Below are 20,083 nucleotides of genomic sequence, written 5' to 3'. Positions count from 1 at the left end.
GGGGCCGCGGCCGGGGTGGGCGCCGGGGGGGCCGCGGGCGGGGGGGGGGGCGCCCCGCCCCCCCCCCGGGGGCCCCCCCCCCCCGCGCCGGCAGGAGGACTAGACGTCGACCCAGCCGCCGGTCCGCCAGTAGAGGCCGGACTCGCGGGACAGCAGCCCCTCGTCGACCAGGTAGCGGCGCAGCGCCGCGGTGTCGGGGTGCCAGACCGCCAGCAGCGCGTTGACCTCGCGCTCGGGATAGCGGACGCCGACGTCGAAGACGCGCACCACGTGCTCGAGCACCAGGCGCCGCTTGCTCTGCTGCGCCGGGATGGTGGTCAGCCGGCCGTCGCGGATGAACGCGGCCAGCACCGCGGACTCGGCCGGGTCGTCCGACAGCGGCTCCGGCGCCGGTGCCGCCTCCGCCGCCGCGCGGGCCGCGGCGCCGAACCGGTCGGTCAGCAGCTCGAGGACGTGCCCGTCGCGGCGGACCAGCCCGGCCCGGGCGAGCCGGCGGGCGGCGAGCGCGACGTCCTTGAGCGACAGGCCCGAGGCGGCGGCGACGTCCTCGATCGTCCCGGCGCCCAGCGCCAGGGCCGCCACCACCTTCAACCGGGTGGGGTCGGCCAGGAGCCCCACGATCGTCGCCGCGTCCATCCCCTCGACGGTATCCGCCCCCTCGACGGTATCCGCGCATCGGAGCACGTGGGCGGGGGTAGCCGCACCGGCACGGTGAGCCCCATCGACCTCCAGAAGGCCCTCAAGGGCATGGACTACCCGGCGAGCAAGGAGCAGATCCTCGAGCACGCCGAGGGGGCCGACGAGGAGGTCCTCGACGCGCTGCGGAAGATCGCGGACCGGGAGTACGAGGGGCCCAGCGGCGTCAGTGCCGCCGTCTTCGACTGACCGCCCGCTAGGTTCGGTGCCCATGACACCGGGCCGGGACTTCACGGGGGACATGCACCTGGCGCACGTGCTGGCCGACCAGGCGGACTCCATCAGCATGGAGCGGTTCCGGGCGCTCGACCTCACCGTCGAGACCAAGCCGGACCTGACGCCGGTGACCGACGCCGACCGCGCCGTCGAGGAGCAGTTGCGCATCACCCTCGCCCGGGCCCGCACCCGCGACGCCGTGCTCGGCGAGGAGTTCGGCGTCACCGGGCACGGGCCGCGGCGCTGGGTGCTCGACCCGATCGACGGGACGAAGAACTTCGTCCGCGGCGTGCCGGTGTGGGCGACCCTCATCGCGCTGTTCGACGGCGACGAGGCGGTCGTCGGCCTGGTCTCGGCGCCGGCGCTGAACCGCCGCTGGTGGGCGGCCAAGGACGTCGGCGCCTGGACCGGGCGGCGGCTGGAGTCGGCCACCCGGTGCTCCGTCTCCGGCATCACCGACCTCGGCGACGCGAGCCTGTCCTACTCCAGCCTCTCCGGCTGGGAGGAGCGCGGCCTGCTCGACGGCTTCCTCGACCTCACGCGGTCGGTGTGGCGCACCCGCGCCTACGGCGACTTCTGGAGCTACGTGCTGCTGGCCGAGGGCGCGGTCGACGTCGCCTGCGAGCCCGAGGTGTCGCTGTGGGACCTCGCCGCGCTCGACGTCATCGTGCGCGAGGCCGGCGGGCGGTTCACCGACCTCACCGGCGCCGACGGCCCGGCCGGCGGCAGCGCCCTGGCCACCAACGGCGCGCTGCACGACGCCGCGCTGGCGCACCTGCGCCTGCCCGACCCCGCGGCCCGGTGACGACGACGGCGGCCCCTCCCCGATGCCGGGGAGGGGCCGACGTCGCGTCGCGGATCAGGCCGTGGGGCGCGGGCCGCCGCCGGTGCCGCGGCCACCGGTGAACCGGCGGCGGGCGTCGTCGATCCGTGCCTTGGTCTTGGGGTCCTTCGCCAGCTGCTGGGCCTTGGCCGACACCTGCTTGAGGGTCTGCTGACCCTTCGGGCTGCGGGCGAACTGGGCCACCTTGTCGAACACCGACGCCATCTCGCGTGCCTCCTCTCGCCGGGGCCCGTCCTGGGCCCGTCGTCGAGGTCAACGGTGCCCGGGCCGGCGCCGTTCCATGCGGCCGGTCAGGCCCGCCGCGGCTCGACCGGCAGGCCGGCGCCGCGCCCGGCCAGCACCGCCGCCCCGACCGCGGACGCGCTGCGCAGCGGCAGCCAGGTCACCGGCCGGCCGAGCAGGGCGGCGAGGGTCTCCCGCACCAGCGGCGCGCGTCCCCCGCCCCCGGTCAGGACGACGGGCCCCTCGGGCACCTCCCCGAGCAGCCTGGCCGCCGCGGCGACCGCGGACAGCACCCCCTCGACGGCCGCCCGGGCGAGGTCGGCGCGGGTGGTGCCGGCGCCCAGGCCGCTCCAGCCGGCGCGGTCCCCGGGCCCGGCCACCCCGCCGCGCTCGCCGGTGAGGAACGGCCGGAACACCGCTCCCCCGGCACCGGGCGGCGAGGTGGCGGCCAGGTCGAACAGCGCGGCGGGCGGGACGCCGAGCACGCCGGCCACCCAGGTCCACGCCGAGCCGCCGTTCTGCAGCGCGGCCATCGCGTACCAGCCGTCCTCGGCGTCGGCGTAGCCGTGCACCGGCGGGTCGTCGGCCGGGGCGGGCGTCCAGCCGGGCCGCAGCACCTGCGCGCCGGTGCCGAGGTTGACCTGCAGCCCGGCGGTGGTGCCGGCTGCGAGCAGCGCCAGCGGGGTGTCCCCGCCGCCGACGACGACCGGGACCTCCGCCCCGCCGAGTACCGCCGTCCCGGCCACCTCCGCCGAGGGCCGCACGGCCGGGAGCAGGCCGGGCGGCACCCCGGCGGCGGCCCGCGCGGCGGCGGACCAGCCGTCGGCGACGACGTCCCACAGCAGCGTGGCCGAGGCGTCGCTGCGGTCGGTGACCCGCGGGTCGGCGCCGGGCAGCAGCGTGGCGCGGAGGGCGTCCTTGGGCAGCAGGACGGCGGCGGCGCGGTCGACCAGGTCTGGCCGGTGCGCCGCCAGCCAGGCCAGCACCGGGCCGGTCATGCCCGGCACCAGCGGGTTGGCCAGCGCGGCGCGGTCGGGAGCCGGCAGCGCCCGCCACCGGCCGACCTCCGCGGCGGCCCGCCGGTCCGGCCACAGCACCGCGGGCGCGAGCGCGGCGCCGGCGTCGTCGACGAGCACCGTGCCGTGCATCTGGCCGGACAGGCCGAGCCCGGCCACCGGCCGGCCGCCCAGCGCGGGCAGCAGCCGGGCCAGGGCGTCGTCGAACGCCGCGCGCCAGGTGCCGACGGCGCACTCGGCCCAGCCCTCCCGCGGGCTGTCCACGGGGTAGCCGGCCTCGGTCTCGGCGACGGTGCCGCCGTCCTCGCCGAGCGCGACGAGCTTGAGCCCGCTGGTGCCCAGGTCGGCACCGAGCAGGACCGCGCTCACCGCGGGCCGTGCGCGAACCCGCCGGAGCGGCCGGTGCGGTCGGCCAGCAGCCCGGCCAGCATGCTCAGCGCGATCTCCGCCGGCGCGCGGGACCCGATGTCCAGCCCGATCGGCCGGTGCACCCGGGCCACCTCCTCCGGCGGGACGCCGAGCGCGGCGAGCGCCGCCACGTGCGGGCCCTCGTGTCGCGGGTTGCCCATGACGCCGACCCAGCGGACCCGGCGGGCCAGCGCGTCGCGCAGCACCTCGCCGAGCTCGGGGCGGTGGTGGTCGGTGACGACGACGTCGGCCCGGTCGAGGTCGAGGGCGTCCTCGAGGTCGGCCAGCGTGCGGGCGGCGTCCCCGCCGGCCGGGTCGACCAGCGCGGTGCGGAAGCCGAGCTCGGCGCCCCAGCGCAGCAGCACCTCCGCGACCGGCGAGGCGAACACCGCGACCAGCACCCGGTCGGTCGGCGGGGCGGCCGGCGCCCCGTGCGCGACGCCGCAGGTGGGGTCGCTCACGCGGCGCGCTCCGGGCTGTCGCCGTAGGCGTACCCGGCGTCGGCGTACCGGCCGCCGACGGCGACCCCGGGCGGGGCGATCTCCCCGAGCCGCGCGAGGTCGTCGGCCGACAGCTCGACGGCGAGCGCGCCGGCGTTCTCCTCCAGGTAGGACCGCCGCTTGGTGCCGGGGATCGGGACGACGTCGGGGCCCTGCGCGAGGACCCAGGCCAGCGCCAGCTGCCCGGGCGTGCAGCCCTTCTCCGCGGCCAGCGCGCGGACGGCGTCGACCAGGCGCAGGTTCGCCGCGAACGCCTCCCCGGTGAACCGCGGGTGGGTGCGCCGCCAGTCGTCGTCGGCGAAGTCGTCGGGGCTGGTGATCGCGCCGGTGAGGAAGCCGCGGCCGAGCGGGCTGAACGGCACGATGCCGACGCCCGCCTCGCGGGCGACCCCGAGCACCTCCGTCTCGAGGTCGCGGGTCCACAGGGACCACTCGCTCTGCAGCGCCGCGATCGGGTGCACGGCCACCGCCCGGCGGACCGACGCGGCTGACGCCTCCGACAGCCCGAGGTACCGGACCTTGCCCTGCTGCACGAGCTCGGCCATCGCCCCGACGGTGTCCTCGATCGGCACCCGCGGGTCCACCCGGTGCTGGTAGTACAGGTCGATCACGTCGACGCCGAGCCGGCGCAGGCTGGCCTCGACGCAGGCGCGCACGTTCTCCGGCCGGCCGTCGATGTCCATGCCCCCGCGGTCGTTGCGCCGCAGCGAGAACTTCGTCGCCAGCTGCACCTCGTCGCGCCGGCCCCGGATCGCCTCGCCGACCAGCTCCTCGTTGTGCCCGTCGCCGTAGACGTCGGAGGTGTCGAGGAAGGTGATGCCGAGGTCGAGCGCGCGGTGGACGGTGGCGATCGACTCGTCGCGGTCGGCGGCGCCGTACATCTGGCTCATGCCCATGCAGCCCAGGCCGAGGGCGGAGACGACCAGGCCGTCCCGGCCGAGGGTCCGGGGAGACGCAGGAGAGGTCATGCCCGCATCCTCGTCCCGCCGCGAGCGGCCCCGCCACCGGCCGTTTCCGGCCCGGGCGCCCGGGTAGCCGCCCGGGCGACCGACCCCGGGAGGACCCCCATGAGCGCGCGCCCCGCCCGCCGCACGGCCCGACTGCTCGGCCTGGCCAGCCTCGGCCTCGGCACCTCGATGCTGGCCTCGCCCTCGGCCGTCGCCCGCTTCGCCGGCGTCGACGACTCCCCCGTGGCGCTGCCGGTGGTCACCGCAGTCGGCGCCCGGGAGCTCGCGCACGCGGCCGGCCTGCTCGCCGGCCGCCCGGGCTGGGCGTGGACCCGCGTCGCCGGCGACGCCGTCGACCTGGCCGTCATGGGCGTCGCCCTGCAGAACCGGCGCGGCGAGCGGGAGCGCCGGCTGCGCAACGTCGTCGTCGGCGCCTCGGTGCTGGCGGCGCTGGACCTGCTCACCGCCCTGCGCTCCCGGCGGCGGACGTCGGCGCCCTCCCTCACCCCGGTGACCCGGCCGACGACGGGGCTGGTCGCCCCGATGATCGACGTCCGGCCGGCGCTGGCCGGCGAGCCCCGGCGCCCGGTCGCCCCGGCCCCGGACGCCGGGTAGGGCTCAGCCGCGCGCCAGGCCGTCGACGCGGGCGACCTCCTCGGCCGACAGCGCGAAGCCGCCGACCTCCAGGTTGGCGCGGATCCGCTCCGGGGTGGCCGACTTCGGGATCACCACCACGCCGTGCTCGACGTGCCAGCGCAGCACGACCTGGGCCGGGGTGACGCCGTGCGCGCCGGCGACCTCCCGCAGCACCGGGTCGCCGAGGTCGGTGTTCTTGAACGGGCTGTAGCCCTCGAGGACGACGCCGCGCTCCCGGTGCCCGTCCTCCACCGCCGGGTCGTACAGCGCCGGCGCCCAGCTCACCTGGTTCACCTGCGGCGTCACGCCGGTCGCCCGGGTGAGCCGGTCCACCGCGTCGAGGGAGTAGTTGCTGACCCCGACCGCCCGCGCCCGCCCGTCCTCGCGGGCGGCGACGAACCGCTCCCACAGGCCCTCGTCGGAGCCGCCGGGTGGCCAGTGCACCAGCCACAGGTCGACCGCGTCGAGACCGAGGGCGTCCAGCGACGCGGCCAGCGTGCGGTCGGCCCGGCCCGCCTCGCGCGGCGGCAGCTTGGTGGTCACGAAGACCTCGTCCCGGTCGACGCCGGAGTCGCGCAGCGCCCGGCCGACCTCGGCCTCGTTGCGGTACATCGTCGCGGTGTCCAGGTGCCGGTAACCGGCGTCCAGGGCGGTGCGGACGGCGTCGTAGCAGGTGCTGCCGGTCATCTGCCAGGTGCCGAAGCCGAGCAGCGGCATGCTGCCGCCGCCGGCCAGCGGCGCGGACAGGAGGGGCGCGGTCATGCCGCAGCCCTGCCCGGGGCGGCGGGCGGCGACACGCGCCCAGAGCGGACGGACCCGGTCAGGAACCCGGCGACGACGGGCGGCGGCCCGGGGGGCGGACGGGACGGCGGCGCAGCCGGGAAGCCGGCGGAGTGGTGGGATGGGACACACGGCGCCCGCCCGGAGCGCCGGCGAGGAGGTCCGCGTGCAGTACGCCGAGTCCGTCGTCGACCTGATCGGCGGCACCCCGCTGGTCCGGCTGTCGAGGGTCACCGCCGACCTCGGCCCGGACGCGCCGCTGGTGCTGGCCAAGGTCGAGTACCTCAACCCCGGCGGGTCGGTGAAGGACCGGATCGCCGTGCGGATGGTCGACGCCGCCGAGGCCAGCGGGGAGTTGAAGCCCGGAGGGACGATCGTCGAACCGACCAGCGGCAACACCGGCATCGGCCTGGCGCTGGTCGCCCAGCAGCGCGGCTACAGGTGCGTCTTCGTGTGCCCGGACAAGGTCAGCCAGGACAAGATCAACGTGCTGCGGGCCTACGGCGCAGAGGTCGTCGTCTGCCCCACCGCCGTCGACCCGTCGGACCCGCGGTCGTACTACTCCGTCTCCGACCGGCTGGCCCGCGAGACCCCCGGCGGCTGGAAGCCCGACCAGTACGCCAACCCGGCCAACCCGCGGTCGCACTACGAGACCACCGGCCCGGAGATCTGGGAGCAGACCGAGGGCGAGGTGACCTGCTTCGTCACCGGTGTCGGCACCGGCGGCACGATCAGCGGGATCGGCCGCTACCTCAAGGAGGTCAGCGACGGCCGGGTCCGGGTCGTCGGCGTCGACCCCGAGGGGTCGGTGTACTCCGGCGGCACCGGCCGGCCCTACCTGGTCGAGGGCGTCGGCGAGGACTTCTGGCCCGAGGCCTACGACCGCTCGATCGCCGACGAGATCGTCCCGGTCTCCGACGCCGACTCCTTCCGCATGACCCGGCGGCTGGCCCGCGAGGAGGGGTTGCTCGTCGGCGGCTCCTGCGGGATGGCCGTCGCCGGCGCGCTGCGGGCGGCGGAGAAGCTGGGGCCCGACGACGTCGTGGTGGTGCTGCTGCCCGACGGCGGCCGCGGCTACCTGAACAAGATCTTCAACGACCGGTGGATGGCCGACTACGGCTTCCTCGACGTCGCCACCGGCGAGACGGTGGGCGAGCTGCTCGCCGCCAAGGACGGCGCGACGCCGGTGCTGGTGCACACCCACCCGAACGAGACCGTCCGCGACGCCATCGACATCCTGCGCGAGTACGGCGTCAGCCAGATGCCGGTCGTGCGGGCCGAGCCGCCGGTGACCGCCGGCGAGGTCGTCGGCTCGGTGGACGAGAAGGTGCTGCTCGACGCGCTGTTCGCCGGCCGCGCCTCGCTGTCGGACCGGGTGGAGAAGCACATGTCCGCGCCGCTGCCGATCATCGGCTCCGGCGAGCCGGTCAGCGCCGCGGTGGCCGAGTTCGGCGAGGCCGACGCGCTGGTCGTCCACGTCGACGGCAAGCCCGCGGGCGTGGTCACCCGGCAGGACGTGCTCGGCCACCTGGCGGGGGTGACCCGGTGAGCGGGTTCGACGGCTTCGACACCCGTGCGATCCACGCCGGGCAGGACCCCGACCCGGCCACCGGCGCCGTCGTCGTCCCGCTGCACCTGGCCACCACCTTCAAGCAGGACGGCGTCGGCGGGCTGCGGAACGGCTACGAGTACGCCCGCAGCGCCAACCCGACCCGCGACGCCCTGCAGCAGCTGCTGGCCTCCCTCGAGGAGGGCACCGCGGGCCTGGCGTTCGCCTCCGGCCTGGCCGCCGAGGACACCCTGCTGCGCACCGTGTGCGCGCCCGGCAGCCACGTCGTCCTCGGCGGCGACGCCTACGGCGGCACGTTCCGGCTCATCTCGAGGGTGGTGTCGCGCTGGGGCGTCGAGCACACCCCCGTCGACCTCAACGACCCCGACGCGCTGCGCGCGGCGATCCGGCCCGGCGCCACCCGCGTGGTCTGGTGCGAGACGCCGACCAACCCGCTGCTCAACATCGCCGACATCGCGCTCACCGCCGAGGTCGCGCACGAGGCCGGCGCGCTGCTCGTCGTCGACAACACCTTCGCCAGCCCCTACCTGCAGCGGCCGCTCACCCTGGGCGCCGACGTCGTCGTGCACTCGACGACGAAGTACCTCGGCGGCCACTCCGACGTCGTCGGCGGCGCGCTCGTCGTCCGCGACGTCGACCTCGCCGAGCAGCTCGCCTACCACCAGAACGCGATGGGCGGGGTGTCCGGCCCGCTGTCGGACTGGCTGGTGCTGCGCGGGATCAAGACCCTCGGCGTGCGGATGGAGCGGCACCAGGCCAACGCCGCCCGGATCGCCGAGTACCTCACCGGGCACCCGGCGGTGTCCCGCGTGCTCTACCCCGGCCTGCCCGACCACCCCGGCCACGACATCGCGGTCAAGCAGATGTCCGGCTCCGGCGGGATGCTGTCGTTCCGGCTGGCCGGCGGCGAGGAGGCGGCGCTGCGGGTCTGCGAGCGGGCGCGGCTGTTCACGCTGGCCGAGTCGCTGGGCGGGGTCGAGTCGCTGATCGAGCACCCGCACCGGATGACGCACGCCAGCGCGGCCGGCTCACCGCTGGAGGTGCCGGGCGACCTGGTGCGCCTGTCGGTGGGCATCGAGGACGTCGACGACCTGCTCGCCGACCTGGAGCAGGCGCTGTCCTGACGGCCCCCGTGCAGGGGCCCGCCGCGAGCGTGCGAGCGGTGGGGGGAACGGGGGTCCTTCCTCAACGCGGAAGGGTCAGGATCTCCGGGCCGTCCTCGGTGACCGCGACCGTGTGCTCGACGTGCGCGGCCCGGCTGCCGTCGGCGCTGCGCAGCGTCCAGCCGTCGGCGTCCACCCGGTAGTCGTCGCTGCCGCCGGCGAGGAACCACGGCTCGATCGCGATCACCAGCCCGGCGCGCAGCGGCACGCCGCGCCCGGCCCGGCCCTCGTTGGGCACGTGCGGCGCCTCGTGCATGGTGCGGCCGACGCCGTGCCCGCCCTGGTCGGTGTTGATGCCGCAGCCGCCGGCCCGGCCGACGGCCCCGATCGCCGCCGAGACGTCGCCCACCCGGTTGCCGACCACCGCCGCCGCGATCCCCGCCGCCAGCGCGCGCTCGGCGGTCGCCACCAGCGCGAGGTCCTCGGGCCGCGCGGTGCCGACCGGGAAGGTGATCGCGGAGTCGCCGACCCAGCCGTCCAGGGTGGCGCCGGCGTCGACGCTCAGCAGGTCGCCGTCCTCGAGCTCCCGGGTGGTCGGGATGCCGTGCAGGGCGACGTCGTTGACCGACAGGCAGACCACGCCCGGGAACGGCGGGGTGGTCGCGTGCGGGGCGTAGCCGAGGAACGGCGAGGTGGCGCCGGCGTCGGCCAGGACGTCGCGGGCCACCGCGTCCAGCTGGGTCAGCCGGACGCCGGGGGCGGCCGCGGCGCGGACGGCGGCGAGCACGTCGGCCACCACGGCCCCGGCGGCGCGCATGGCCTCCAGCTCGCCCGGCGTGCGCAGCTCGATCATCTGGTCCTCCCGGGATTGGTATCCCGGTATTACTATCACGCCATGGTGCGACCGCCGCTGAGCCCCGAGGAGCGCGAGCGCGGCCGCCGGCTGGGCGCCCTGCTGCGGGCCGCGCGCGGGGACCGTTCCCCCGCCGAGGTCTCCGCCGCCTCCGGGGTGAGCCTGGAGGCGCTGCGGAAGATCGAGTCCGGGCGGGTGCCCACCCCGGCGTTCTTCACCGTCGCCGCGCTGGCCCGCGCGCTCGACGTCCCGCTCGACCGGCTGGCCGCCGACCTCACGGCGCCGGGTACCGGAGCCGCGCTCTCCGCCTGAGGGCGCTCAGCCGGCGATCGACAGCGCCCCGGTCGGGCACTGCTGCACGGCGTCCCGCGCGGCGTCCGCGTCGTCCGGCGTCTCCTGCAGCACCCGCACCGCGCCGTCGTCGTCGACCTCGAAGGCATCCGGGGCGAGCAGCTCGCACTGCCCCGAGCCCACGCACAGCTCGCGGTCCGCGGTGACCCGCATCAGCGGGTCCCGCCGAGCCGGGCCGGCAGCCGCTTGAGGCCGTTGACGAACGAGGACGCCAGCCGGTCGGGCGGGCCGGTGACCTCGAGGTCGGGCAGCTGGTCGAAGACCGCGCGGAAGGTCACCTGCAGCTCGCGGCGGGCCAGGTGCGCGCCGAGGCAGAAGTGCGGGCCCTTCGAGCCGAACCCGACGTGCGGGTTGGGGTCGCGGCCGACGTCGAAGCGCTGCGGGTCGGCGAAGACCTCGGGGTCGCGGTTGGCCGCCGCGTAGAACAGCAGGAACTTCTCCCCGGCGGTGAAGCGGTGGCCGCCGACCTCGCCGTCCTGCGTGGCGGTGCGGCGCATCCAGGTGACCGGGCTGACCCAGCGCACGACCTCCTCGACGGCGGTGCGGTCCAGCGACGGGTCGGCGGCCCACCGCGCCCGCTCCTGCGGCCACTCCGACAGCGTCAGCAGGCCCTGGGAGATGGCGTTGCGGGTGGTCTCGTTGCCGGCCACCAGCAGCAGGATGAAGAACGAGGCGATCTCCTGGTGGGACAGCCGCTCGCCGTCGACCTCGGTGGTGACCAGCGCGGTGGTGAGGTCGTCGCAGGGCTCGGCCACCCGCTCGGCGGCCAGCCGCTCCATCAGCGCGGCCATCTCCATGCCGGCGGTGAGGAAGGCGGTGAGCGGGTCGTCGTTCTCGATCAGCTCGGGGTCGCCGCCGGACAGGATGACGTTCGAGTTGGCCAGCACGGCCGGCCGGTCGGCCTCGGGGACGCCCATCATGTCGCAGATGACCCGCAGCGGGATGGGGGCGGCGACGTCGGCGACGACGTCGATGACGCCGTCGTTCGCCTCGGCCGTCGCCCGGGCCCGCGCCAGGACGTCGTCGACGACGGCGCGCACCGAGTCCAGGGTCCGCTCGAGCATCCGCGGGGTGAACGTCTTCGAGACGATCCGGCGGATCTTGGCGTGCCGCGGGTCGTCCATGCTGATCAGCGAGCCGTAGAACTCGTGGAGCTCGGCCGGGACGTCCTGCATCGACACCGCGCCCCGGCTCGAGCAGAACACCGCCGGCTGCGAGCTGATCGCCTCGAGATCGGCGTAGCGGGTGACCGCGTGGTAGCCCGGGCCGGCGGGGATGCCGGGGAGGTCGGGCTCGGCGAAGAAGGCGAAGGGGCGCTCCCGGCGGAGCCGGTCCAGGGCCGCGTGCCGCTCGGCCGGCGGTCGGGTCCACCAGTCCCGGTCGGACAGGTCGACGTCGGTGAGGTCGACGTCGGTGAGGTCGACGTCGGTGAGGTCGACGTCGGTGAGGTCGGCGACCTCCGCACCGGACGCTGTCTGCGGGATCGGGGCCTCGACGCTCACGGACGACCTCCTCGTCGAACGGTCAGCAGTGACCGTCAACCTAGGGAGGACGCCCTGTGACAGGCAACACACCCGCGCGTCCGGATCCGCGGCCGCCCGCAGGTCAGGCGTCGCCGCGGTCCACCAGGTCGCCGTACTCGGGGTGGCGCTCGATCCAGCCACGGACGAACGAACAGCGCGGCACCACCGTCTCCCCGCGCGACCGGACGTCGTCCAGGGCCGCCCGGACGAGCCGGCCGCCCAGTCCGGACCCCTCGGCGTCGGGGTCGATCTCGGTGTGGGTGAAGACCACCTGCGCACCCCGGCGGGAGTAGGCGGCCAGCCCCAGCAGGCGGTCGCCGTCGCGGATCTCGTAACGCTCGGACTCGGGGACGTCCTGCACGGTCGGCTCCATGCCGTTCCGCAACCCGGCCGGCGTCCGCGCTGTTCCCGCCGACGACCCCGGGACGCGACGAGGGCCCCGGAGCGTCTGCTCCGGGGCCCTCGTGCCGTGGTAGCGGGGACAGGATTCGAACCTGTGACCTCTGGGTTATGAGCCCAGCGAGCTACCGAGCTGCTCCACCCCGCGTCGGTAGGACCCACTGTACACGCCTCTCCCGGGCCGCTGCCGGGGGTGTGGGCAGCGCCACCCGGGTAGGACCGCGGTACCGGGTGAGCAGCCACCCGGCAGCGCTCCGGCCCGGAGGCAGCCCGATGACCGCGAGTACGAGCAACCAGGACGTCGTCGAGATCCTGACCACCGACCACCACGAGGTCCTCGACCTGGTCGGTCGCATCCCCGCCGCCGACCCCGCCGAGCGGCGGGACATGGCCGACACCGTGATCGCCGAGCTGATGCGGCACTCGGTCGCCGAGGAGATGTTCGTCTACCCGGCCGTGCGCGAGCACCTGCCCGACGGGGAGGCCGCGGTGCAGGACGACATCCAGGAGCACCAGCAGCTGGTGGAGGTGATGAAGGAGCTCGAGGACGTCGACTCCGCCGACCCCCGGTTCCTGGAGACCCTCGGCCGCCTCGAGCAGGTACTGCGCCACCACGTCACCGACGAGGAGACCGAGCAGTTCCCCGCGCTGCGCGCCCGGCTGAGCCCGGACCAGCTCGTGGAGATCGGCCGGAAGGTGGAGGCGGCGAAGAAGGCCGCGCCCACCCGCCCGCACCCGTCGGCGCCGCACAGCGCGCTGTTCCACAAGACGGTGGGACCCGGCGTCGGGATGGTGGACCGGCTCCGCGACGCACTGACCGGCCGGTCGGACAACACCTGAGGCACCCGGCCCCGGCCCTCCGGCCGGAGGGCCGGGGCCCGGTGCGCCGCCGGGGACCGCCGCCGGGGACCTTGTCCGCCGTCGGGCGCGGGAGGACGCTCGACCGCGCGGCGATGCCGCAGGGGCACCGCCGCCGGTCCGAGAGGGGGGCGGCATGTACGCCCGATCCACCACCATCCGCGCCAACCCCGGCTCGCTCGACGACGCGATCGCGTACGTACGCGACGAGGTGTGGCCGGCCCTGCAGGACATGGACGGCTGCGTCGGCCTGTCGATGCTGTGCGACCGGGAGTCCGGCCGGTGCATCGCGACGTCGGCGTGGGAGGACCAGGAGGCGATGCGGGCCACCGCCGACCGGGTGCACCCGATGCGCGAGCACATGAGGGAGCGCTTCGGGACGGGCGAGGACCTCGAGGTGCAGGAGTGGGAGATCGCCGTCCTGCACCGCGAGCACAACGCCGGGGACGGCGCCTGCGCACGGGTCACCTGGAGCCGCGGCGAGCCGGCCCGGGTCGACCAGATCCTCGAGATGTACCGCACCACCCTGATGCCGCGGATCCAGGAGCTGCCCGGCTTCTGCAGCCTCAGCCTGCTCGTCGACAGGGACAGCGGCCGCGCCGTCGGCACGGTCGTGTTCGCGGACCGCGCGCACCTCGAGGGGACACGGGACGCGGCCCGCACGATCCGCGAGGGCGCCGTCGACACGATGGGCATCGACATCCTCGACGTCGCCGAGATGGACCTCGTCGTCGCCCATCTCCGGGTGCCCGAGACCGTCTGACCCGGGTACCCCAGGCGCGGGAACGGCACCGGCCCCCACCACTGAGCGGTGGGGGCCGGTGCCGTTCGGAGTAGCCGGGGGGGACCGGCCGGATCACCGCTCTCGCTGTTCGGCCTCGGCTGTTCCTGCAGTTCGCAGCACCGTGCCTACGCATCTGCACACCCTCGTGATGGCCCATTCCCGACCCGACCTGCCCTGAAGCCGGGGATACGGGAGCGATCATGATGCGTGGGTCGGACAGGCTGTCACGCGTGCTCCAGCGCATGGGCCTGGCAACCGAACGTCTGCCGGTTCGGTCGTGTGCACCGGTCGCTGTCCGCGTGCGAGGGTGGGGACGGCGCGGGATCCCACGTAAACCCTGACAGGGGAAAGCAGCAGCCTTCTCGCCGGCCAACCGTCAGATCCGCTCGGCCTGCAGGAAGCCGAGCACCTCCCCGACGAACAACTCCGGCGCGGTGAGCATCGCGACGTGGCCCTGGCCTTCCAGTTCCCGCACCCGCACGTCGGGCAACGCGCCGGCCAGCAGCTCGGTGGAGCGGCGCATCTCCGGAGCGGTCTCGCTGCCCACCAGCATCAGCGTCGGTACCCGGACGCCGGCGAACCGCTCCGGATCGAAGACGTAGCGCTCCTCGACCCGCTGCTCGCGGACGATGGTGTGCGCCGCCGCGACGCGGCCCCGCCAGGAGGGCGCCGCGCGGACCTGTGCCAACTGCTCCTCCGTCAACCCGGCCAGGTCGCGCAGCAGGGCGGTCACGACCTCCTCGCGCCGACCCTCGGCGGTGAGCTGCGCTAGTCGGTCGGTGAACCCCGGTGGAGCGGTGTCCATCACGGCGGGCTCGTAGAGCACGAGCCGCCGGATCCCGGTGGCTAGCCGGGCCGCCTCGACCGCGCAGAGAGCGCCGTAGGAGTGTCCGAGCACGTCGACCGGAGTCCCGATGGCCGCGACGACCGCGGCCAGATCCTCCGCCTCGGCCGTCAGCGAGTAGTCCGGTCCGTCGCCGCTGGCCCCGCGCCCGCGCCGGTCGACGGCGTACACCGTCACGGCCGGCTCGAGCAGCGGGAGAAGCGGCTCCCACCGTGACGCGTCGGCGGAGGTGCCGTGCACCAACAGGAGTCCGGGGCCGTGCCCGCTGCGCCGGAATCCGATGGCCGTGCCGTCCGGCGAGACCGCCCGCTCCACCACGTGCTGTCCGGTCATCGTGCCCCTCCCTTCACGGAGCCACGGGGGCGCGCGGTGGGCCGCGCGCCCCACCGTGAGCCCCATGGTCCCCCGACGGGGGCGACCGGCCCGGCCCGAAGGTCCTCGGTCAGGGTGGCGCCCGCGCCACGGCGGGCCGCTCAGGAGCTGCTGCATCCGTCGGCGGCGGCTAGGGACACCGCCGCGCGGCGGCGTGCCGGGGCGGCCACCGACACCCCGGTATGGCATGGGACCGGCAGGTCATCCGCGCGCAGCGGCTCCGCTACCGGACCAGGCCGGCGACCACGACGGTCCTCTGCCGGCGACCGCAGGAACACCGAGCCTCCCCGACGACTCGGGGACTCCGGTTCATGGGGGGTGGAGTCGCGCGGTTGAAGGCAACCGTGGCATCCGCCCGTCGAGGCAGAAGGCGCCACGAGGCTGGCGCCGGCTCTGGCGGTCCGGGTCTGTCTCGTCGGGCCAACCTGACCGAACTCATCAATCGGCCACCGCGTGAGAAAGGCCTGCGAGGGTCGTCGCCCGTCACGCTCGGGAGGCCGTCCTCGACACGACGACGCCGCTGCTCTCCCAGTGCCGTCAGGCGGCGCGGCGAGGAACCGGAGGTCGAGACGTGACCCTCGATCCGCGGGCGGAGGCACGACCGGCCCTCTCCCGGGAGCAGGAGACCGGCGCTCCGGTAGATCCTTGCGGACATGACAGTGGCCCTCACAGTCACTGTGAGGGCCACTGCACCTTGTAGCGGGGGCAGGATTCGAACCTGCGACCTCTGGGTTATGAGCCCAGCGAGCTACCGAGCTGCTCCACCCCGCGTCGGTGAGACCACCCTACACCCGGTCGCGGGCGGGGGCGCACCGGGTCGGCGCACCCCCGCCCGCGCGGCGTCAGTCGGTCGGCGTGGCCGGCGCCGCGGCCGCGCCCTGGGCCGCCTCGTAGGCCTCGACCGCCGCCTGCAGGTCGGCCAGCGCCTGGCCCTGCGCGGCGAAGTCGCCGCTGCGCTGGGCCTCGGCCAGCCGCTGCAGCGCCGCGTCGAGGTCGGCGACCGCCTGGTCCAGCGTCGCGTCCGACCCGTCGGCCGGCGGCGTCGTCGGCTCGGCCGGCGTGGTCGGCTCCGCGGGCGCGGTCGGCTCGGCCGGCGTCGGCTCCTCGGTGTCCGGGGTGGTCCCGGCGTCGTCGGAGTCGGTTGCGGTGTCCCCCGCCCCGGCCCCGAAGACCTGGTCCAGCGCGTCGGAGAGGGTGTCGGCGTAGCCGACCCGTCCGCCGTAGTTGACCAGCACCTTGCGCAGCAGCGGGAAGGAGTTCTGGCCGGTCCCCTCCACGTACAGCGGCTGCACGTAGAGCAGGCCGTTCTCCCCGATCGGCAGCGTCAGCAGGTTGCCGAACACCGCCTGCGAGTCCTCGCTGTTGAACAGCGTCAGGTCCCGGGCGACCTCGTCGTTGGTGTTGAACGACTGCTGCACCTGCTGCGGCCCGCGGAAGGGCGTGTTGCCGGGCAGCCGGAGCACCTGGATCGAGCCGTAGGTGTCCGGGTCGCTGGACGCGGAGATGAACGCCGAGAGGTTCTGCCTGCGGAAGGCGTTCAGCGCGCTGGTCAGCTGGAACGTCGCGTCCGGTTCGCCCGGCCGCGCGGCGAGGATGTAGTACGGCGGCTGCGCCTCCTCGGTCTGCGTGTCCTGCGTCGGGTCGGCCGGCACCGCCCACCGGTCGTTCTGGCTGTAGAAGTCGCCCGGGTCGCTCACGTGGTAGCGGGTGAGGATGTCCCGCTGCAGCTTGAACAGGTCCTCGGGGTAGCGGACGTGGCCGATGAGCTCGTCGCTCATCTCCGACCGCTCCTCGATCACGCCCGGGAACGCGGCCATGTACGCCTTGAGCACCGGGTCGTCCTCGTCCCACTCGTAGAGCCGGACGGTGCCGTCGTAGGCGTCCACGGTGGCCTTGACCGAGTTGCGGATGTAGTTGAACTGCTCGTTCGGCAGCGCCGCGGTCCCCTGGCCGGTGAGCGCGTCCTGCGCCGCCTCGCCGAGCTCCATCCGCTCGGAGTACGGGTAGGCGTCGGACGTCGTGTAGCCGTCGAGGATCCACTGCACGCGGCCGTCGATGACGGCCGGGTAGGGGTCGCCGTCGACGGTGAGGAACGGCGCGGCCTTCTCCACCCGCTCGCGGGGGTCGCGGACGTAGAGCACCTTCGAGGCGTCGTTGACCGCACCGGAGAGCAGGAAGTTGCGCTCGCGGTAGTAGATGGCGAACGTCAGCTGCCGGAAGAAGCTGCCGATCGCGACGCCGCCCCGGCCGTCGTAGGTGTTGTTGACCTCGCCCTCGGAGCCGTCCTCGGGCCGGTCGAACTCGCGGGCGTCGGCACCCTCGGGCGCCCCGACGACGGAGTAGTCGTCGATCAGCTCGCCGTAGTAGATCCGGCCCTGCTCGACCTCGATGTCGCCGGTGGTGGGCAGGTCCCGGCTGGTGAAGTTGGGCTCGCCGCCCTCCTGGCCGGTGACCACCTGGTTGGCCGGCGCGGCGACGAACCCGTTGCCGTGCGTGTAGACGGTGTGCCGGTTGATCCAGGTGTCCTGGTTCTCCGACAGGCTGCCGCTGTCGAGCTCGCGGACGGCGACGACGTAGTCGCGGGTCTCGCCGTCGATCGTGTACCGGTCGATGTCGAGCTTCTCGGGGAAGCCGTACACGTTGCGGATCTGCTGGCGCGCGGTGAACGTCCCGGCCAGCACGTTCGGGTCGAGCAGGCGGGCGTTCGGGATGGTCGCGTCGTCGTTGCGCAGCTCGGCGAGCGCGGCGTCGGTGTCGACGTCCTCCCCCGTGTTCTCCTGCGCGAAGTCCGTGTACTCGACCTCGGTGAGGTCGTAGGCCGCGCGGGTCGAGGCGATCGCCCGCTCGATGTAGTCGGCCTCGCGCTCGTTGGCGCTGGGGCGGACGACGAACTGCTGCACGATCGCCGGGTAGGCCACGCCGATGACCAGGCTGGACAGCAGCAGCAGGACCAGCGCGGCGGCCGGCAGCCGGAAGTTGCGGACGACGACGTTGGCGAAGAAGGCGACGGCGCAGAACGCCGCCGCGAAGACCAGGATCGTCTTGGCCGGCAGCAGCGCGTTGACGTCGGTGTAGCTCGCGCCGCTGAACAGCTCGCCCCGGTCGGAGTAGACCAGCGCGTAGCGGTCGAACCAGTACGCGACGGCCTTGAGCGCCACGAACAGGCCGAGCAGCACCGACAGCTGCACCATCGCCGCGCCGGTGAGCTTCTGCCCCGGCGTCTGCAGCCGCAGCCCGCCGAAGACGTAGTGGGTCAGCAGCGAGCCGATCAGCGCCAGCAGCACGATGGCGAAGCCGAAGCTCAGCAGCAGCCGGTAGAAGGGGTACTCGAAGACGAAGAACGACAGGTCCAGGCCGAACTGGGGGTCGACGTCGCCGAAGGGCACCGAGTTGCGGAAGGTCAGCCAGGTCTCCCAGCTGCCCTGCGCGGTGAACCCGGCGAACAGGCCGACGACGACCGCGACGGCCGACAGCACCAGGGTGCGGCGGGGCTCCAGCGACTGCCGGTAGCGCTCCAGGTTCTGCTGCTCCAGCGACATCGGCCGGAACGCCGGGCGGAACCGGTACGCCAGGTAGATCGCCAGCGCGGTGAGCCCGCCGGTGGCCACGCCGGCCACGGCGAACAGCAGGGCCCGGGTCTGGAGCTCGGTCCAGAAGACCTCGGTGTACCCGGTCTCGTCGAACCAGAGGTAGTCGACGTAGACGTTGGTCAACGTCCCGATGGCCGTGAACAGCACCAGCAGCACGGCGATGGACCCGATGACCACCTTCGCGCGCCGCGACAGCGTCGGCACGGACACGGGGGGCCGCATGGCCACGAGCGGTCTCCTTCAGTTGCAGGTGCGGCGGGCACCGGGAGGCGCCGTCGCGGTGTGGCGACCGCGTGCGGTCGGACGTGTGGGGCGCCGGTCGGCACGGGCGCCGGGCTGGCGCACGAGCGGCCGGTGTCGCCCCTGACCAACGCTCGGCGCGGCACCGGGTTCCCCGGGGGCCCGTGCTGGCCGACAGCATCCACCACGCGGGGCGTCCCGTGGCGGGCGGCGCTCAGCAGCCCGCGGGCGTGCGCCCCTCCCGGACGTCCTCGAGGGCGGTCAGGGCGTCGTCGAGGGTGGCCACCCGGGCCAGGGTGAGGCCGGTGGCCGGGGAGCCGAGCGCGTCGGGGCAGTTGTCGGCCGGGACGAGGAACAGCTCGGCACCGATCTCCTCGGCGGCGACCATCTTCAGCTGGATGCCGCCGATCGCGCCCACCGCGCCGTCGGCGTCGATGGTGCCGCTGCCGGCCACCACGGCGCCCTCGGTCAGGTCGGTGTCGCCGACCAGGTCGAGGATGCCGAGGGTGAGCATCAGGCCCGCCGACGGGCCGCCGACGTCGGCGACGTCGATGTCGACGTCGAACGGCGCCGAGGGCTGCTCGCGCACCACGACGCCGAGCACCGAGCCCTCGCGGTCGGGGGACCCGCCCGTGGTCAGCGTGGCCGTGCCCGGCTGCCCGAGCCGGGTGTAGGCGACCTCCACGGTCGTGCCGGCCGGGATGGCGGCGAGGACGGCGGCCAGCGCGTCGGAGTCCGGCGTCGGCCGCCCGTCGACGGACTCGATCGCGTCGCCCTCCTCGAGCAGCCCGTCCGACGGCGAGTCGTCCCCGGACAGCCCGCGGACGACGACCTTCACCGGGTAGCCGAGGTGGCCCAGTGCCGCGGCCTCGGCGGACTCCTCCGAGGTGAGGAAGGCCTGCCGGTTGGCCTGCTCGATCTCCTCCTCGGTCTGGTCCGGCGGGTACACCGACTCCTCGGGCACCACGCTGATCTCGTCGTCGAACCAGCCGCGGACCGCCTCGACCAGGCTCAGGCCCGCCCGGCCGACGCCGACCGTGGTCAGGTTGAGGTTGCCGGTGACGTCGTTGCGGTCGCGGCCGCGGAGGGAGATGACCGGGTCGCCGTCGATGTCGCCGAGGGTGTTGAAGGTCGGGCCGGGCACCTGGGCGACGTAGGGCACCGGCAGGGCCGCGCCGAGGACGCCGGCGACGAGCAGCAGCACCACACCGACGGCGAGGACGGCGATCCGACGGGTCACGACCGGCCAGCGTAGAACCTCGCGCTGGCAGCGTCCGCCGAGAGCGGACGCCGGAGCCCGCGCTCGGGCTCCGGCGGTGTGATCACGCGTC

General features: G+C 74.9%; 21 protein-coding genes and 2 tRNA genes. 8 read left to right on the top strand and 15 right to left on the bottom strand.

The window, feature by feature from the left end; all coding sequences use genetic code 11:
• Positions 1–99 precede the first annotated feature (99 nt).
• The gene (locus tag ACI8AR_RS13410) at positions 100–636 is read right to left on the bottom strand and encodes a DUF2087 domain-containing protein (protein ID WP_456929271.1); all 537 of its coding nucleotides are present in this window, start codon (positions 634–636) and stop codon (positions 100–102) included.
• Positions 637–711: 75 nt separating this feature from the next.
• Here ACI8AR_RS13410 and ACI8AR_RS13405 point away from each other — a divergent pair, with 75 nt between their 5' ends.
• On the top strand, positions 712–885 hold the full coding sequence (locus ACI8AR_RS13405) for a DUF2795 domain-containing protein (RefSeq protein WP_457051470.1): 174 nt from the start codon (positions 712–714) through the stop codon (positions 883–885).
• Between the two features lie 22 nt (positions 886–907).
• Positions 908–1,717: an inositol monophosphatase family protein gene (locus ACI8AR_RS13400; RefSeq protein WP_456929269.1), complete on the top strand. Its 810-nt coding sequence runs from the start codon at positions 908–910 to the stop codon at positions 1,715–1,717.
• A gap of 54 nt (positions 1,718–1,771) precedes the next feature.
• On the opposite strand, the gene ACI8AR_RS13395 is transcribed toward ACI8AR_RS13400, so the two are convergent.
• The 4 genes from ACI8AR_RS13395 to ACI8AR_RS13380 form a co-directional block, all read right to left on the bottom strand.
• Positions 1,772–1,960 (bottom strand): hypothetical protein, encoded by a 189-nt coding sequence (locus ACI8AR_RS13395; protein WP_387990259.1) that lies wholly within the window; start codon positions 1,958–1,960, stop codon positions 1,772–1,774.
• Positions 1,961–2,046: 86 nt separating this feature from the next.
• On the bottom strand, positions 2,047–3,363 hold the full coding sequence (locus ACI8AR_RS13390) for an FGGY family carbohydrate kinase (protein WP_457051469.1): 1,317 nt from the start codon (positions 3,361–3,363) through the stop codon (positions 2,047–2,049).
• Positions 3,360–3,863: an XdhC family protein gene (locus ACI8AR_RS13385; RefSeq protein ID WP_457051468.1), complete on the bottom strand. Its 504-nt coding sequence runs from the start codon at positions 3,861–3,863 to the stop codon at positions 3,360–3,362. Before ACI8AR_RS13385 ends, ACI8AR_RS13390 begins: the two co-directional genes overlap by 4 nt.
• Positions 3,860–4,870 (bottom strand): aldo/keto reductase, encoded by a 1,011-nt coding sequence (locus ACI8AR_RS13380; protein ID WP_457051467.1) that lies wholly within the window; start codon positions 4,868–4,870, stop codon positions 3,860–3,862. The genes ACI8AR_RS13385 and ACI8AR_RS13380 overlap by 4 nt, the downstream gene beginning before the upstream one ends.
• A gap of 99 nt (positions 4,871–4,969) precedes the next feature.
• Between ACI8AR_RS13380 and ACI8AR_RS13375 the strand changes: the two genes are divergently transcribed.
• On the top strand, positions 4,970–5,464 hold the full coding sequence (locus ACI8AR_RS13375; protein ID WP_457051466.1) for a hypothetical protein: 495 nt from the start codon (positions 4,970–4,972) through the stop codon (positions 5,462–5,464).
• A 3-nt stretch (positions 5,465–5,467) separates the two neighbouring features.
• Here the strand turns inward: ACI8AR_RS13375 and ACI8AR_RS13370 are convergent, their stop codons facing one another.
• A complete protein-coding gene (locus tag ACI8AR_RS13370; RefSeq protein WP_457051465.1) occupies positions 5,468–6,247 on the bottom strand; it encodes an aldo/keto reductase in 780 nt (259 codons plus the stop codon).
• A gap of 184 nt (positions 6,248–6,431) precedes the next feature.
• Here ACI8AR_RS13370 and ACI8AR_RS13365 point away from each other — a divergent pair, with 184 nt between their 5' ends.
• Together ACI8AR_RS13365 and ACI8AR_RS13360 are read left to right on the top strand one after the other, a co-directional pair.
• Entirely contained in the window at positions 6,432–7,814 is a 1,383-nt protein-coding gene (locus tag ACI8AR_RS13365) for a cystathionine beta-synthase (protein WP_457051464.1), read from the top strand.
• Positions 7,811–8,959, top strand: coding sequence for a cystathionine gamma-synthase (locus tag ACI8AR_RS13360; protein WP_457051463.1), 1,149 nt, complete (start codon positions 7,811–7,813; stop codon positions 8,957–8,959). The genes ACI8AR_RS13365 and ACI8AR_RS13360 overlap by 4 nt, the downstream gene beginning before the upstream one ends.
• Positions 8,960–9,020: 61 nt before the next feature.
• Here ACI8AR_RS13360 and map read toward each other — a convergent pair whose 3' ends face one another.
• Complete coding sequence (gene map, locus ACI8AR_RS13355; RefSeq protein ID WP_457051462.1) at positions 9,021–9,791, bottom strand: type I methionyl aminopeptidase; 771 nt, start codon at positions 9,789–9,791, stop codon at positions 9,021–9,023.
• A 42-nt stretch (positions 9,792–9,833) separates the two neighbouring features.
• Between map and ACI8AR_RS13350 the strand changes: the two genes are divergently transcribed.
• Positions 9,834–10,103: a helix-turn-helix domain-containing protein gene (locus tag ACI8AR_RS13350; RefSeq protein ID WP_457043632.1), complete on the top strand. Its 270-nt coding sequence runs from the start codon at positions 9,834–9,836 to the stop codon at positions 10,101–10,103.
• Positions 10,104–10,109: 6 nt separating this feature from the next.
• Here the strand turns inward: ACI8AR_RS13350 and ACI8AR_RS13345 are convergent, their stop codons facing one another.
• The 4 genes from ACI8AR_RS13345 to ACI8AR_RS13330 form a co-directional block, all read right to left on the bottom strand.
• Positions 10,110–10,295: a ferredoxin gene (locus ACI8AR_RS13345; RefSeq protein ID WP_457051461.1), complete on the bottom strand. Its 186-nt coding sequence runs from the start codon at positions 10,293–10,295 to the stop codon at positions 10,110–10,112.
• Positions 10,295–11,644 carry a cytochrome P450 gene (locus ACI8AR_RS13340; RefSeq protein ID WP_457051460.1) on the bottom strand — a complete coding sequence of 450 codons (1,350 nt, stop codon included), beginning with the start codon at positions 11,642–11,644 and terminating at the stop codon, positions 10,295–10,297. Before ACI8AR_RS13340 ends, ACI8AR_RS13345 begins: the two co-directional genes overlap by 1 nt.
• Positions 11,645–11,747: 103 nt before the next feature.
• A complete protein-coding gene (locus ACI8AR_RS13335) occupies positions 11,748–12,026 on the bottom strand; it encodes a GNAT family N-acetyltransferase (protein ID WP_457051459.1) in 279 nt (92 codons plus the stop codon).
• A 109-nt stretch (positions 12,027–12,135) separates the two neighbouring features.
• Positions 12,136–12,212 (bottom strand) — tRNA-Met (locus ACI8AR_RS13330).
• A 125-nt stretch (positions 12,213–12,337) separates the two neighbouring features.
• On the opposite strand from ACI8AR_RS13330, the gene ACI8AR_RS13325 reads away from it, so the two are divergent.
• Both ACI8AR_RS13325 and ACI8AR_RS13320 read left to right on the top strand, forming a co-directional pair.
• Positions 12,338–12,904 carry a hemerythrin domain-containing protein gene (locus ACI8AR_RS13325; RefSeq protein ID WP_456929255.1) on the top strand — a complete coding sequence of 189 codons (567 nt, stop codon included), beginning with the start codon at positions 12,338–12,340 and terminating at the stop codon, positions 12,902–12,904.
• A gap of 154 nt (positions 12,905–13,058) precedes the next feature.
• Positions 13,059–13,685 (top strand): putative quinol monooxygenase, encoded by a 627-nt coding sequence (locus ACI8AR_RS13320; protein WP_457051458.1) that lies wholly within the window; start codon positions 13,059–13,061, stop codon positions 13,683–13,685.
• A 397-nt stretch (positions 13,686–14,082) separates the two neighbouring features.
• Here the strand turns inward: ACI8AR_RS13320 and ACI8AR_RS13315 are convergent, their stop codons facing one another.
• The 4 genes from ACI8AR_RS13315 to ACI8AR_RS13300 form a co-directional block, all read right to left on the bottom strand.
• Positions 14,083–14,883 (bottom strand): alpha/beta fold hydrolase, encoded by an 801-nt coding sequence (locus ACI8AR_RS13315; protein WP_457051457.1) that lies wholly within the window; start codon positions 14,881–14,883, stop codon positions 14,083–14,085.
• Between the two features lie 736 nt (positions 14,884–15,619).
• Positions 15,620–15,693: transfer RNA gene (locus tag ACI8AR_RS13310), tRNA-Met, on the bottom strand.
• 71 nt (positions 15,694–15,764) lie between these two features.
• On the bottom strand, positions 15,765–18,734 hold the full coding sequence (locus ACI8AR_RS13305; RefSeq protein WP_457051456.1) for a UPF0182 family membrane protein: 2,970 nt from the start codon (positions 18,732–18,734) through the stop codon (positions 15,765–15,767).
• Between the two features lie 232 nt (positions 18,735–18,966).
• Complete coding sequence (locus tag ACI8AR_RS13300; protein ID WP_457051455.1) at positions 18,967–19,992, bottom strand: YlbL family protein; 1,026 nt, start codon at positions 19,990–19,992, stop codon at positions 18,967–18,969.
• Positions 19,993–20,083: the final 91 nt, after the last annotated feature.

Source organism: Geodermatophilus sp. SYSU D01036 (genome assembly GCF_054050435.1).
This window is presented reverse-complemented; position numbering and strand designations above follow the sequence as displayed.